At 66.4% G+C, this 13,427-nt stretch carries 11 protein-coding genes; 5 read left to right on the forward strand and 6 right to left on the reverse strand.

The window, feature by feature from the left end; all coding sequences use genetic code 11:
* Nucleotides 1-7 precede the first annotated feature (7 nt).
* A complete protein-coding gene (gene pgi, locus AB4Z00_RS09270) occupies nucleotides 8-1,528 on the reverse strand; it encodes a glucose-6-phosphate isomerase (protein WP_442045701.1) in 1,521 nt (506 codons plus the stop codon).
* Between the two features lie 189 nt (nucleotides 1,529-1,717).
* On the opposite strand from pgi, the gene lepB reads away from it, so the two are divergent.
* The 4 genes from lepB (at nucleotide 1,718) to AB4Z00_RS09290 (ending at nucleotide 5,378) form a co-directional block, all read left to right on the forward strand.
* Nucleotides 1,718-2,614, forward strand: a complete 897-nt coding sequence (gene lepB / locus AB4Z00_RS09275; protein WP_442045702.1) for a signal peptidase I — start codon at nucleotides 1,718-1,720, stop codon at nucleotides 2,612-2,614.
* Complete coding sequence (gene rnc, locus AB4Z00_RS09280) at nucleotides 2,615-3,283, forward strand: ribonuclease III (protein WP_132262213.1); 669 nt, start codon at nucleotides 2,615-2,617, stop codon at nucleotides 3,281-3,283. It abuts the gene before it with no gap.
* A gap of 134 nt (nucleotides 3,284-3,417) precedes the next feature.
* Nucleotides 3,418-4,311 (forward strand): GTPase Era, encoded by an 894-nt coding sequence (gene era / locus AB4Z00_RS09285; protein ID WP_431567994.1) that lies wholly within the window; start codon nucleotides 3,418-3,420, stop codon nucleotides 4,309-4,311.
* Nucleotides 4,311-5,378, forward strand: a complete 1,068-nt coding sequence (locus AB4Z00_RS09290; RefSeq protein ID WP_314463372.1) for an SGNH/GDSL hydrolase family protein — start codon at nucleotides 4,311-4,313, stop codon at nucleotides 5,376-5,378. The genes era and AB4Z00_RS09290 overlap by 1 nt, the downstream gene beginning before the upstream one ends.
* Here the strand turns inward: AB4Z00_RS09290 and AB4Z00_RS09295 are convergent.
* Nucleotides 5,375-6,766 (reverse strand): MFS transporter, encoded by a 1,392-nt coding sequence (locus tag AB4Z00_RS09295; RefSeq protein WP_442045703.1) that lies wholly within the window; start codon nucleotides 6,764-6,766, stop codon nucleotides 5,375-5,377. The two genes, AB4Z00_RS09290 and AB4Z00_RS09295, sit on opposite strands and share 4 nt — an antisense overlap.
* Before the next feature lie 192 nt (nucleotides 6,767-6,958).
* Between AB4Z00_RS09295 and AB4Z00_RS09300 the strand changes: the two genes are divergently transcribed.
* Nucleotides 6,959-8,473: a hypothetical protein gene (locus AB4Z00_RS09300; RefSeq protein WP_442045704.1), complete on the forward strand. Its 1,515-nt coding sequence runs from the start codon at nucleotides 6,959-6,961 to the stop codon at nucleotides 8,471-8,473.
* A gap of 39 nt (nucleotides 8,474-8,512) precedes the next feature.
* Here AB4Z00_RS09300 and AB4Z00_RS09305 read toward each other — a convergent pair whose 3' ends face one another.
* The 4 genes from AB4Z00_RS09305 to plsY all read right to left on the reverse strand — a co-directional run bounded on the left by AB4Z00_RS09305 (nucleotide 8,513) and on the right by plsY (nucleotide 13,263).
* Nucleotides 8,513-8,692 (reverse strand): hypothetical protein, encoded by a 180-nt coding sequence (locus AB4Z00_RS09305; protein ID WP_132262204.1) that lies wholly within the window; start codon nucleotides 8,690-8,692, stop codon nucleotides 8,513-8,515.
* On the reverse strand, nucleotides 8,689-11,328 hold the full coding sequence (topA, locus tag AB4Z00_RS09310; RefSeq protein ID WP_442045705.1) for a type I DNA topoisomerase: 2,640 nt from the start codon (nucleotides 11,326-11,328) through the stop codon (nucleotides 8,689-8,691). The genes AB4Z00_RS09305 and topA overlap by 4 nt, the downstream gene beginning before the upstream one ends.
* Nucleotides 11,329-11,524: 196 nt before the next feature.
* Nucleotides 11,525-12,679, reverse strand: a complete 1,155-nt coding sequence (gene dprA / locus AB4Z00_RS09315; RefSeq protein ID WP_442045706.1) for a DNA-processing protein DprA — start codon at nucleotides 12,677-12,679, stop codon at nucleotides 11,525-11,527.
* Entirely contained in the window at nucleotides 12,676-13,263 is a 588-nt protein-coding gene (gene plsY / locus AB4Z00_RS09320; protein WP_134092695.1) for a glycerol-3-phosphate 1-O-acyltransferase PlsY, read from the reverse strand. The genes dprA and plsY overlap by 4 nt, the downstream gene beginning before the upstream one ends.
* Between the last annotated feature and the right edge of the window lie 164 nt (nucleotides 13,264-13,427).

The raw sequence follows: 13,427 nt of genomic DNA on the forward strand, positions 1-13,427 counted from the left end.
CCCTATCTCAGGCGATTCCCGAAAGCTGCAGCAGTGCCTCGGTCGAGGGATCGAACGTGGTGCCGCCCTTCTCGATCTGCTTGGCGATTTCCTTGCCCAGCTCGACACCGAACTGGTCGAAGGGGTTGATCTCCATCAGCACGGCATTGGCGAAAGTGCGGTGTTCGTGGAACGCCACCAGGGCGCCGAACGTCGCCGGCGAGATTTCGTCCAGCAGGATCGTCGCCGAAGGACGGTCGCCCGCATAGGCCCGCGCCGGGTCCTCGCTCGCCTTGCCGGCCATCAGCGCCGCGCCCTGCGCGAAGCAGTTCGACAGGAGAATGCGGTGATGCGCGGGGTTGAGATCGTCGCCCGGGGCAATCGCGGCGATGAAGTCCACCGGCACCAGGTTGGTGCCCTGGTGGAGCAACTGGAACACCGCGTGCTGCGCGTCCGTGCCCACGCCGCCCCAGGTGATCGGCGCCGTCGGCCCGTCGACCGGCGAGCCGTCGTACTTCACGCTCTTGCCGTTCGATTCCATCTCCAACTGCTGGAGATAGTCCGGCAGCAGCGCCAGTCGTTCGTCATAGGCGAAGACGGCGCGGGTCTGGCAGCCGCGCAGGCGGGTATAGTACTGGTCGGCGAAAGCGGCGCGCAGAGGCAGGTTGGCGAGACCGTCGGTGTCGCGGAAGTGCATGTCCATTGCCGCCGCGCCGTCGAGGAATTCGGCGAAATCCGGCCAGCCCAGCGCCATGGCGACCGGAAAACCGATCGACGACCAGAGCGAGTAGCGCCCGCCGACGCTTTCCGAGAACGGCAGGATGCGAGTCTCGTCCACGCCCCATTCCACGGCCTTTTCCGGCGCTGCGGTCAGGGCGACGACCCGTCCGTAGGGGTCTTCCACGCCGTTCTCGCGCATCCACGAAAGGACGCTTTCGGCATTCGTCATCGTCTCGATGGTGGTGAAGGTCTTGGACGCCACGGCCAGCATCGTCGTTGCCGGGTCGCACTTGGCAAAGGCCGCTTCGAGCGCGCAGCCGTCGATGTTGGAAACGACCTGAACGTCCACCATGGCGCCGTCGCGCGCAAGCGCGTCGATCGCCAGCGCCGGGCCGAGGGCCGAGCCGCCGATGCCGACGTGAATCAGGTGCTTCACTTCGCCCATGGCGCCGCGGTGAATGGCCTCGACGATGGCGGCCATGCGGGCGTGGAACTCATGCGAAAGTGCCACGCTCTCATCGCTGCCGACACCGCGCTGGGCGGTATGCTCGGCAGCGCGACCCTCGGTCGGGTTGACGATTTCGCCGGAAAACAGCGCCGCGCGGCGCCCGGCGAAGTCGGTGGCTTCGGCCAGTTCCTCGAAAGCGGCGATATGGGCGGCATCGAGATGAGTTTTCGACCAGTCGAACCGCATGGCGCCGGGGCTGGTCTCGTCACCCAGCTCCAGGCGAGTGGCGAGCAGGTCGAGACGGGCCGGATCGGCGTCGAACAGCTCGGCAAGCGTCGGTTTGGGCAATCCTTTCAGCTTGTTCCATACCGTTTCGCTCATGCCATGGTTCCTTTGTTCGGGTTGGGGGCCAGCCTTATGCCCAGCAGGCGGCAGAAGGCCAAGGTCATTCTTGTACCCATCTCTGCGCAGGACGCACGTCAGGAACATGACGTTTTTGGTCGATACGGATGTGTCTCTGCTCGGTATGTCACTTGACGGATGGCCTCGCGCGCAACAAGGGTTCGAGCCATGAGCGACATCGAAACCGCGACTTCCGGCCCCGCATCCGACAAGTCTGAACTACCCTCATCGGGGCCTGCCTCAAGCGGCGGCGGCAAGCCGGTCGTGAAGGATGCCAAGAAGGATGCCAAGAAGGATGAAGGCTTCTTCTCCTTCCTGCTCTGGCTGGTGCTCGGCGTCGTGGTGCTGCGCAGCTTCATCATCTCGCCGTTCAACATCCCCAGCGAGTCGATGCTGCCCCGGCTGCTGAACGGGGATTACCTGTTCGCTTCCAAGTGGTCCTACGGCTATTCGAAGTATTCGCTGCCCTTCAGCCTGCCGCTGATCCCCGGCCGCGTCTTCGCCGGCCAGCCGGAACGCGGCGACGTGGTGATCTTCAAGGCGCCCCCCGGCAACGATGTCGACTACATCAAGCGCGTCATCGGCCTTCCGGGCGATGAAGTGCAAGTGAAGGGCGGACAGGTCTGGATCAACGGCAAGGCGGTTCCGCGCGTCAGGCAGCCCGACTTCGCGCTGCCGGTCACTGCGAACACCCATTGCTACGCCCCCGAGTTCGAAGGCAAGGATGCCGCCGGCGGCCCGGTCTGCAACTATCCGCAGTTCCGCGAGACCCTGCCGAACGGCAAGAGCTACAACGTGCTCGACCTTGGCCAGACCCCGCAGGACGACACCGGCGTCTACATCGTGCCCGAAGGCCACATGTTCCTGATGGGCGACAACCGCGACAATTCGCTCGACAGCCGCTTCCCGGCGATCGAGGGCCAGGGTATCGGCATCGTCCCGCAGGACAACCTGGTGGGCAAGGCCGCGGTGATGATGTTCTCCACCGACGGCGATGCGGAATGGCTCAAGCCCTGGACCTGGTTCACCGCCGCCCGCTGGAGCCGGATCGGGAGCGTGATCTGAGTGCTTGAAGCAAAGGACCGCGAATTCCTCGCCGAAGTCACGGGCAACCTTCCGGGCGACGAAACGCTCTGGCTGGCCGCCCTCACTCACGGCAGCACCGGCGAGAAGCGCAACTACGAAAGACTGGAATTCCTCGGCGACCGGGTCCTCGGACTCTCGGTCGCCGAATGGCTTTTCGAAAACAGCGAGGAAGCGGAAGGCCGCCTTTCGCAGCGCCTCAACGCGCTCGTCAGCCGCCAGACCTGCGCGCAAGTCGCGCGGCAGATCGGCCTCGGCCCGCACATGCGCCTCGGCAAGCAGGCGCGCGACGACGGCGGGCTGGACAGCGACAATATCCTGGGCGACGTGATGGAGGCCCTGATCGGCGCCTGCTTCACCGAGCGCGGCTTCGAAGCGGCGCGCGTGATGGTGCGCAAGCTGTGGTCCGAATCGATGCACGGCAAGGCCGGCAAGCGCAAGCACCCCAAGTCCGCATTGCAGGAATGGGCCGCCGGAAACCGCCGCCGCATGCCGGAATACAAGCTGGTCGAACGCTCCGGCCCGGACCATGCCTCGCAGTTCACGGTGGAGGTCGCGGTCCACAATGTCGGCGCCGCGCGCGCCACGGCCAATTCCAAGCAGGATGCCGAGACTCGCGCTGCCGAAGAATTCATGAGAAAATTCGGCTGATCCTTCGGCAGGACCGACTGGAGCGAGCCGGGACACCAATCGGAACGTCCCGCGTTTAGCCCTGGACCTGTCGAAAACGAAAATCGCCGAAGACCCAAAGCACGCAGGCGCCGAGCCTGACCAAAGGAATGACAATGACTCAAAAATGCGGACTCGTCGCCGTGATCGGTGCGCCAAATGCCGGCAAGTCCACGCTGGTCAACGCGCTGGTCGGGCAGAAAGTGGCGATCACTTCGGCCAAGGCCCAGACCACCCGCGCGCGCCTGCTGGGCATCGCCCTTGCCGATGACGTGCAGATCATCCTGGCCGATACCCCCGGCATCTTCGAGCCGAAGCGCCGCCTGGACCGGGCGATGGTCGCTGCAGCCTGGGAAGGCGCGCAGGAGGCCGACGCCATCCTGCTGGTGGTAGACCCGATCAAGAAGCGCCGCCACGAGCTGGAGCCCCTGCTCGAAGCGCTGGCGACGCGTGCCGAACGCAAGATCCTGGTGATCAACAAGGTCGATGCCGGCGCCAAGGAACCGCTGCTGGTGCTGGCCCAGGAACTCACCGGCAAAGTCCAGTTCGACGAAGTGTTCTTCGTCTCCGCGCTCTCTGGCGACGGCGTGCCCGAGCTGAAGGCCCATCTCGCCGGGCTCATGCCGGAGGGCCCCTGGCACTACCCGGAAGATCAGGTCTCCGACGCGAGCGAGCGCCTGCTCGCCTGCGAGATCACCCGCGAGCAGCTCTACAAGCAGCTTCACGAGGAACTGCCCTACGACGCCGCGGTGCGCCCGGAAGCCTATGAGCAGCGCAAGGACGGCTCGGTAGAGATCCGCCAGCAGATCGTCGTCACCCGCGACAACCAGCGCGCCATCGTGCTGGGCAAGGGCGGCTCGAAGATCAAGTCCATCGGCGAGGCCGCGCGCAAGGAACTGGGCGAAGTGCTCGGGCAGAAGGTCCACTTGTTCCTCCACGTCAAAGTCGAGGAAAACTGGGCCGACGCCCGCGATTTCTACGAAGAGATGGGGTTGGACTGGGTCAAGTGATGGCACGTTTCACGTCGACGGCGTTGTCAGCCGCCGTCATGATTTCCGGCACGCTGGCGCTATCGGCCGCGCAGGCCCGGGCTGCCGAGGCCGAACAGACCGTAGCCGTCGAGGAAAGCCTCGTCGGGCAGCGCTACGTGGCGATCGGCTCCTCGTTCGCGGCCGGCCCGATGCTGCCGCCGGCCAAGTCCGGCGCTCCGGCACGCTGCGGCCAGAGCATGAACAACTATCCGACGCTGCTGGCAGAGCGCTTCGGAATGATCCTGACCGACCGCACCTGCTCGGGCGCCACGACCAACAACGTCCTGGGCCCATGGGGCGAGATCGGCCCGCAGATCAATGCCGTCACCCCGCAGACACGGCTGGTGACGGTGACGATCGGCGGCAACGACCTCAACTACATCGGCAATCTGTTCACCGCGACCTGCCTCTATCGCGCCAGCCAGATGCCGGCGGGCAGCAAGCGGGCCGCCTGCGGCGCCGTGAAGGTCCCCACCGAAGTCGACTACGCGCGCGACGAGATGCAGATGATGGAGATCGCGCGCCGCATCCGCACGGTCGCTCCGCGCGCGCGGCTCGTCTTCGTGCAGTACCTCACGCCCCTGCCCCAGGCAGGATCGCTGTGCGCCGTCACCCCGGTCAGCGAGGATCACGCCGCCGTGGTGCGCCGTACCGGACAGCGGCTTTCGGAAATCACGGCCCGCGTCGCGCAGGCCTACAATGCCATCGTCGTCGAGATGAACCAGTCCTCCTCCGCGCATACGCCCTGCGATCCGCTGCCCTGGATGATCGGATCGCCGGAAGGCTATGACGGCAGCCAGGGCCTGCAATGGCACCTGAACTTCGCCGGAATGCAGGCCACCGCCAACGACATCGCCTGGTGGCTGACCCGTAGCGGCGTGAAGGCGCCGCGGCCGACGCTGACCCTGCAGCCGCAGGCGGCGCCCGCGCCGATGATCGCCACCCCGCCCCCGCCGGCTCCACGGGCAACACCCACGCCCGCACCTACCGGCAGCGCGGCCAAGCCCGGCATCAAGAGCCAGACCGGCGTCAAGTCGCGGCGCTAGGCCTTCTCGGCCAGGCGCCAGCGGGCCAGGCTCGCAAGGGCCGCCACCACCGCCAGCGAAGCGGCCATGAGCATCGGCGCCGGGCCTTGTCCGGCGCCGAGCGACAACATCGTCCCGATCATCGCCGCGCCCAGCGTCTGGCCGAAGAGGCGTCCGGTGGCGAGCAATCCGCCTGCCGCTGCCGACCGGGCGCGCGGGGCGTTGCCCACGACCATGCGGGCATTGGGCGAGAAGAACAGGCTGAACCCGAAAGCTGCGACGACCAGCCGCCAGGCGATCGCAAAGGCGCCGGGTTGCGCGGGCAGGAACGCCAGCAGCACCAGCCCGGCGACGGCAATGCCCATTCCGACCAGCCCCATAATCGAGGGCGAGACATGGTCCGAGAGCCATCCCGCCACGGGCGCCACTACCAGCATCGTCAACGGGAACGGCAGGACCAGCAGGCCCACTTGTTGGGCGCTATAGCCCATGCCCTGCTCCAGCCGGAACGGCAGTGCCACGATCAGCGCCGCCGAACCGATGAAGGCGGCCACGGCGGCGATCGTGGAGAGGCCGATGGCCGGACGCGCCATGAGGTCTACCGGGAACACCGGATTGGCTTTACCCCGCTCCCGCCGTGCCAGCAGCAGGGCCGAGCCCAGACCGCCCAGCGCCACGACGATGCCCAGTTCCACCATGCCACCATGCGCTGCGAGTTCCAGGCCGCCGATCAACATGGCGAAGCTGGCCGCACTCCACAGCCCGGCGGCCCAGTCAAACGGGGTTTCTCCCCGCTGCGGCTCAGGCAGGAAACGCCCGATGACGAGTGAGATCAGCGCGAAAGGCACTGCCGCCACGAAGACCCAGCGCCAGTCCGCATGGGCCACGATGAAGCCCCCCAGCACCGGCGCCAGCGCGTTCGACGACGCCACGATCACCGAATTGATGCCCAGCCCGCTGCCGAGCTTTGCCTTGGGGTAGATCTGCCGGATCAACGCGGTGCCCACGCTCATGGCCATGCCGGCACCCAGCGCCTGACCGGCACGGATCACCAGCAGCATCGGCAGCGAATTGGCGAGGAACGCCAGCGCCGAAGCGGCCATGAAGATCACCTGCCCGGTCTGGTAGACCCGTCGCAGCCCCAGGCGCTCGCCCAGGTTGGCGAAAGGCAGGAGCGCCATGACCATGACGAGCTGGTAGACCGTCACCACGTTGACGACGACGCCCTCTTCCACCGAAAGCTCGCCCGCAATCGTCGGCAGGGCGACATTGGCGATCGTCCCGTCCAGCACGAACAGCGCCGTGYCGAACGAGATGGCCACGATCGCCCATATGCGGCGCGGCATCGGCAGGCCGCTATCGTCCTCGTCCTTCAAGGCGGCCGGGGTCACGCCTTCATCGTCTCGCATTCGCAGCATGATCTTCCAACGCCTGAGTTCCGCTCCGGTCGCAAGGTGGCTCGGGTAAGAAATTGTCGCAAGCCATCCGAAGGGTGGGTGGCGCCGGTGTCTCCATACCGCAACCTTGCCCCGGCATGACGGCCGCGCCATCGCCTGCCCGCCGTATCGGGGCACGAGGGCGAGTGAAAAAGGGTCGAAGCAATGATCGGAATCGCGCGGCTGACGGCGGCGAGGATCGCCCGCGCGGGCAATGTCGCACCGGCACGTCCGGCGGTCGCCTCGCCCCTGCTCTACCTGACCGCGGGACTGATCCTCCGGCTGATGATGTTCGGCAAGCCGGCTTTCCAATCGGACGAGCAATTCTACCTGCTGGTCGGCCAGCGCATGGCGCAGGGCGACTTGCCTTTCGTCGATATCTGGGACCGCAAGCCTTACGGCCTGTTCCTGCTCTATCGCAGCCTGTTCGCCCTGCCCATCGACCCGGTGCTGGCATATCAGCTCGCCGGCCTGGTCTTTTCGGTTCTCACGGCGCTGGTGATCGAACGCATGGCCCGCGCCATCGCGCCTGCCCGGGCAGCGCAGGCCGCGGGCCTTGCCTACCTGCTCTACCAGCCGGTGTTCAACGTGGCACTGGGACAGGCGCCTGTATTCTACAATCTCCCCGTCGCGCTGGCCGCCCTGATCGTGCTTCGGGTCATGCCGCGAAACCGGGATACAAGGCTGGTCCTGCAGGGTTGCGCAGCCATGCTGCTGCTCGGCCTGGCCCTGCAGATCAAATATAGCGTCGTTTTCGAGGGCGTGGGTTTCGGCATGATGCTGCTGCTTCGCGGGCAGCGGGACGGCTGGGGCCTGCTGCGGCTGGCTCTGACCGGCGCGGTCTGGGCCGGAACCGCCCTCGCCCCCACTCTCGCCGTCTGGGCCGGCTATGCCGCGGCGGGGCACGGCGCCGCATTCGTCCAGGCCAACTTCCTCTCGATATTCGGCCGCGCCGTCGATCAGGCAGACGCTTTCGCGCAACTGGCGAAAGAGGGCCTGGCGATGACGCCCTTCGCGCTCGCCATCCTGCTCGCGCCGCGGCGCCATGCGCTTCCAGGCGGAACTTGTCCCGCGATGCTTGCGGGCATGCGCGTCTGGGCGCTCGTCGCCGTGCTGGGGTTCCTGGTTTTCGGCACCTGGTACGACCATTATCTCGGGCCGGTCCTCGTGCCGCTTTGCCTGCTGTCGGCCCCGGCCCTCGCCCGCGAGGCTCGCGGCGAGCGTTGGTACGGACGGCTCCTGCTGGGCTTCGGCCTGCTGGGCGCTCTGGTGGTTCCCGGCCTGCAAGTCCGCGAACGCGGCACTGCAGCGGACTTTGCCGCCGCCAGCCAGGCGGTCGCCCGCGAACTGCGGGGCCGCTGCCTCTATGTCTACGAAGGCGACAGCGCCCTCTACCGCACCACCAATGCCTGCATTCCCACGCGCTTCGCCTACCCAAGCCATCTCAATGCGATGAACGAGGCCGGCGCGCTGGGAGTCGATCCCGAGGCGGAAGTCGGCCGGAGCCTGCAGAGTCGCCCCGGCGTGATCGTGGTCTCGGAGTCGAGCCGTCCCAACCTGCCCAATCTGCGGACCCGCGCGCAGATACGAAAAGCCCTCGCGCACTCATACGAGCGCTACGAGGGCGTTATCGTCGGCACCCGGAAATTCGGGCTCTACCGGCTGAAACCGGCCTTCTGAATCAGGCCCGCTGCTTCGACGGCGAGCCCGGCTGGCGGGTCAGCGCGCCTTGGCGACCGCAAAGCCGTGCTGGCGCGCGGCATCCTTGGTCGATTCCTCGGTGCGGTTGAGCGCCTTGGCGATTTCCTTCAGACCCTTGCCCTTACCGGCCAGGGTCTGAAGCTTCTGCAGTTCCTCCGGCTTCCAGGGCTGCTTGTGCTTGGCGATCTTGTCGCTCATTCGGCTGCTTCCTTCTTGGGCTTCGCCGGAGCCTTGGCGGTGGCATTCTTTGCGGCAGGCTTCTTGGCTGCGGGCTTCTTGGCTGCAGCAGGCTTGTCCCCCGCATCCTTTGCGGCCGCTTTCTTTGCAGGCGCTTTCTTGGGCGCGGCCTTCTTGGGCGCCGCCTTCTTCTTGCCCTTCGCCGGGCCCTTGGCAGCCTTCTCGTCGATCAGCGTGATCGCCTGCTCGGCCGTCAGGTCCTCCGGCTTCTGGTCACGCGGCAGGGTGGCATTGGTCGTGCCGTCAGTGACGTAAGGCCCGTAGCGACCCGCCAGCACCTTGATCTCGCCGCCCGATGTCGGGTGAGCGCCCAGAACCTTGATCGGCTCGGCTGCCGCACGCGAACCACGCCCGCCCGCGCCCGCCGCCGCTTCGGCAAGCTTGGTCACGGCCATGTTCATGCCCGTCTCGAACACTTCGGCGGTCGAACGCAGGCGGGCATATTTGCCGTTATGCGCAAGATAGGGGCCGTAACGGCCGATGCTCGCGGTGATGTCGTTGCCGGTTTCCGGGTGCGGCCCGATGGTGCGCGGCAGGCTGAGCAGCTTGATTCCCCATTCCAGCGTGAGTTCATCGATATCCTTGGGGATCGATGCGCGCTTGGCTTCCTTGCCTTCGCCGAGCTGGATGTAGGGACCGAATCGTCCCGAACGACGCATGATCTCAAGGCCGGTTTCAGGGTCCTTGCCCAGGCCTTCGTCATCGCCGCCATCCGCGGCGCCGCCGGGCTGTGCGAACTTGCGGGTGAACTTGCACTCCGGATAGTTCGAGCAGGCGACGAATGCGCCGTAGCGACCGCCGCGCAGCGACAGGCGGCCCTCGCCGCACTTCGGGCAAAGACGCGGATCGGTACCGTCCGCCTTGGGCGGGAACAGGTAGTCGGACAGGAATTCGTCCAGCGCCTCGGTCACTTCCGAGGGCTTCTTTTCCATGACTTCGTCCGACTTCGGCTTGAAGTCGCGCCAGAAGGCTTCGAGCAGCGCCTTCCATTCCTGGCGGCCGCCCGAAACGTCGTCCAGCTCGTCTTCCATGCCCGCCGTGAATTCGTAGGCGACGTAGCGCTGGAAGAAGCGTTCGAGGAACGAGGTGAGAAGTCGGCCCGATTCCTCTGCGAAGAAACGGTTCTTCTCGGTGCGGACGTAGTTGCGGTCCTTGATGACCTGGATCGTCGCCGCATATGTCGACGGACGGCCGATGCCGAGTTCTTCGAGGCGCTTGACGAGGCTGGCTTCCGAGAAACGCGGCGGCGGCTGGGTGAAGTGCTGTTCGGCCGTGACGCCCTTTTTCGCCGGCATGTCGCCCGACTTCATGAACGGCAGCAGGCCGCCGTCGTCATCTTCGGACTTGTTGTCCTGTCCTTCCTCGTAGACGGCAAGGAAGCCCGGGAACTTCACCACCTGGCCCGAAGCGCGCAACTCGTGCTGGCCGGTGCCGTCCCGGAGAGTGACCGTGGTGCGTTCGAGCGCGGCCGAGGCCATCTGGCTGGCCATGGCGCGCTTGAAGATCAGGTCGTAGAGGCGCGCCTCGTCGCCCGAGCCGAAACGGTCGCGGGTGAACTCGGTCGGCCGGATCGCCTCGTGCGCTTCCTGCGCATTCTTCGCCTTGGTCTGGTAGATGCGCGGCTGCTCGGGCAGGTAATGGCCCGAGAACCGATCCGTGATCGCGGCACGGGCGGCCGAGATGGCGCTGGGGTCCATCTGCACGCCATCGGTACGCATGTAAGTGATCGCGCCGGCTTCATAGAGCGTCTGCGCCACGCGCATGGTCTGGCTGGCCGAGAAGCCGAGCTTGCGCGCCGCCTCCTGCTGCAGCGTAGACGTGGTGAACGGCGGCTGCGGGTTGCGCTTGTGCGGCTTGGTCTCGACCGATTCGACGGTGAAGGCGCCGTTTTCGACAGCGGCCTTGGCGCGCATCGCCGTGCCTTCTTCGCCGATGCTGAGGCGATCGAGCTTCTTGCCCTCGAAAGCGACCAGCTTGGCGGCGAACTCGGTGCCGTCATGCGCCATCTGCGCCGCTACGGACCAGTATTCCTGCGGCTTGAAAGCCTCGATCTCGCGCTCGCGGTCGACGATCAGGCGCAGGGCCACCGACTGCACGCGGCCGGCCGACTTGGCACCCGGCAGCTTGCGCCAGAGCACCGGCGAAAGCGTGAAGCCGAACAGGTAGTCCAGCGCGCGTCGGGCGAGATAGGCGTCGATCAGGTCCTGATCCAGCTCGCGCGGCTGGGTCATCGCCTTGGTGACGGTATCCTTGGTGATGGCGTTGAAGGTCACGCGCTGCACGTCCTTGGGCAGCGCCTTGCGCTTGGCCAGAAGCTCGCGCACATGCCAGGAAATCGCTTCGCCTTCGCGATCAGGGTCAGTCGCGAGGATCAGGCGGTCTGCCCCCTTCGCGGCGTCGGTGATCGCCTTCACCTGCTTCTGCTTGTCCCCGTAAAGCTCCCAGTCCATCTCGAAGCCCTCGTCGGGACGGACGGAGCCATCCTTCGGCGGAAGGTCGCGGACGTGGCCGTAGCTGGCGAGAACCTTGTAGTCCTTGCCGAGGTACTTCTCGATGGTTTTCGCCTTTGCCGGCGATTCTACGATGACTAGCTGCATTCTTTCAGACTCTGTGTGCCCCTGGGCGACATGCGCCTTACGTGCGCATATACGTGTACGCATAGGGTGGGAAGCGATTGGGGCACTCGTCAAGCGCCCAGATGTGGCATCTTCATTTCAAACCAGAATTCAGGTCAGGTTTCTGCCCTGGCTGCGGTAAACCCGCCTTTCCCGCCGCTCACCGCGACCAGGACGCTCAGGACAGACTGACCCTGCCCCCCGCATGACGCTGCAGACGGCCACCGATTTCGAGTTCGAGCAGGGCCATCTGCACCGATGGCGCGCCCGCGCCCGACTGGCGAATCAATTCGTCGACCGCTACCGGCGCGCTCGTCAGCAGGTCCGCCACGCAGATTTCGGGCGGCGCCAAAAGCGGCCGATCCTCGTCCTGCCACTGGGACTGGGCTTCCTGCAAGCTGGCGCTCATCCGCGATCCGGGTATGCCGTCGAAACCGGAAAGCAGTTCGATGACGTCCTCCACCGATTGCACTAGCACGGCGCCATCGCGAATGAGCTGGTTGCAACCATGCGAGCGCGGGTCGAGCGGCGAGCCCGGCACTGCCATGACTTCGCGCCCCATCTCTCCAGCGAGCCGAGCGGTAATGAGCGACCCGGACTTCGGCGCCGCCTCCACCACCAGGGTCCCCGTTGCCAGCCCGGCGATGATGCGGTTGCGCGTGGGAAAGTGACGGGCCAGCGGCTCCGTCCCCGGCGGCTGCTCTGCAAGCAGCAGGCCCTCGCTGGCGACACGCGCCTGCAAGTCGGCATGTTCGGGCGGATAGGCGATGTCGATCCCGCTGGCGATCACGCCAATGGTCGAGCCGCCCGCCAGAGCGCCGGCATGCGCCGCGCCGTCGATGCCGCGCGCCAGACCGGAAACTACCGTGAAACCCGCCTCGGCAAGGCCATGCGCGAAGTCCCGCGCCAGACGCACGGCACCTGCCGAAGCGTTGCGTGCGCCCACGATAGCCACGGCCGGGCGGCCCAGAACGGCAAGATCGCCACGATAGGTCAGGATCGGCGGCGCGCCGTCGCTATGGGCGAGAAGCTGCGGATAATCCGGCGAATCGTGAAAAAGATAACGCGCACCGGCCTTTCGCGTCGCCGCGATTTCCGCCTGGACCCGGTGTTCGGACGCCGCTTCGTATGGCCGTCCTGCCCGTCCGGCGAGATCCGGAAGCGCGCCGAGCGCCGCGCGCGCCTCCCCAAACCGGCCGAGAAGTTGCCTGTAGGTGATCGGGCCGATATTCGGCGAGCGCAGCAGGCGAATGCGGGCGAAGGCTTCCTCCTGCGAAAGCGCAGCAGCCTCCCCCGGCGGTACGCCCTGCTCCGCGCCCCCCGCCCCGGTCACGGCTTCTTGCCGCTCCCGATCCTGGGTTCCGTTCCGGCGCGCAGGCGGGCGAGGTTCTCGCGGTGCTGGAAAACCACGATAGCCGCGATCACGGCGAGCACGCCGGCCGCCTCACCATGGCCCAGCAACAGGGCCGCAATCGGCGCGACGACGGCGGCCGTCATTCCCGCAACAGAGGAAATCCGCAAGGTCAGCAGCAGCCCGATCCAGGTCACGGCATAGGCAAGCCCCACCGGCCAGGCGAGCCCGAAGGCGATGCCGGCGGTGGTGGCGACCCCCTTGCCGCCCTTGAAGCCCAGCCAGACCGGGAAACAGTGGCCGAGAAACGCGCCGAGCGCCGCCAGCCAGGTCCATTCCGGCAGGAAATGAGCAGCGATCAGGACCGCGGCCAGGCCCTTCAGCAGGTCCAGCAGCAGGGTGGCGGCCGCCAGCCCCTTGCGGCCCGTGCGCAGGACATTCGTGGCCCCGATGTTGCCCGAACCGATCGAGCGCAAGTCGCCGGCCCCGGCCATGCGCGTAATCAACAGGCCGAAGGGCACCGAACCGAGGGCATAACCCATAAAAAGGGCGAGAATCCAATCCATGAAAGCCTCTTAAGAGCCTGCGTGAAAATCCGCCAGAGGTGCATTCGCTGCGCCGCTGCTCGATGGCTCCATTTCGGCGCAGTCTTACCCGGTTACGCGCAAATCGCGAGCGGACTTGCAGCTTTGAACATTGCTCTTTCCCGTGCCGAGCGATTAACAGGGTA

The sequence above is a fragment of the Novosphingobium sp. YAF33 genome (genome assembly GCF_052113265.1).
In the GTDB taxonomy this organism is placed as follows: domain Bacteria; phylum Pseudomonadota; class Alphaproteobacteria; order Sphingomonadales; family Sphingomonadaceae; genus Novosphingobium.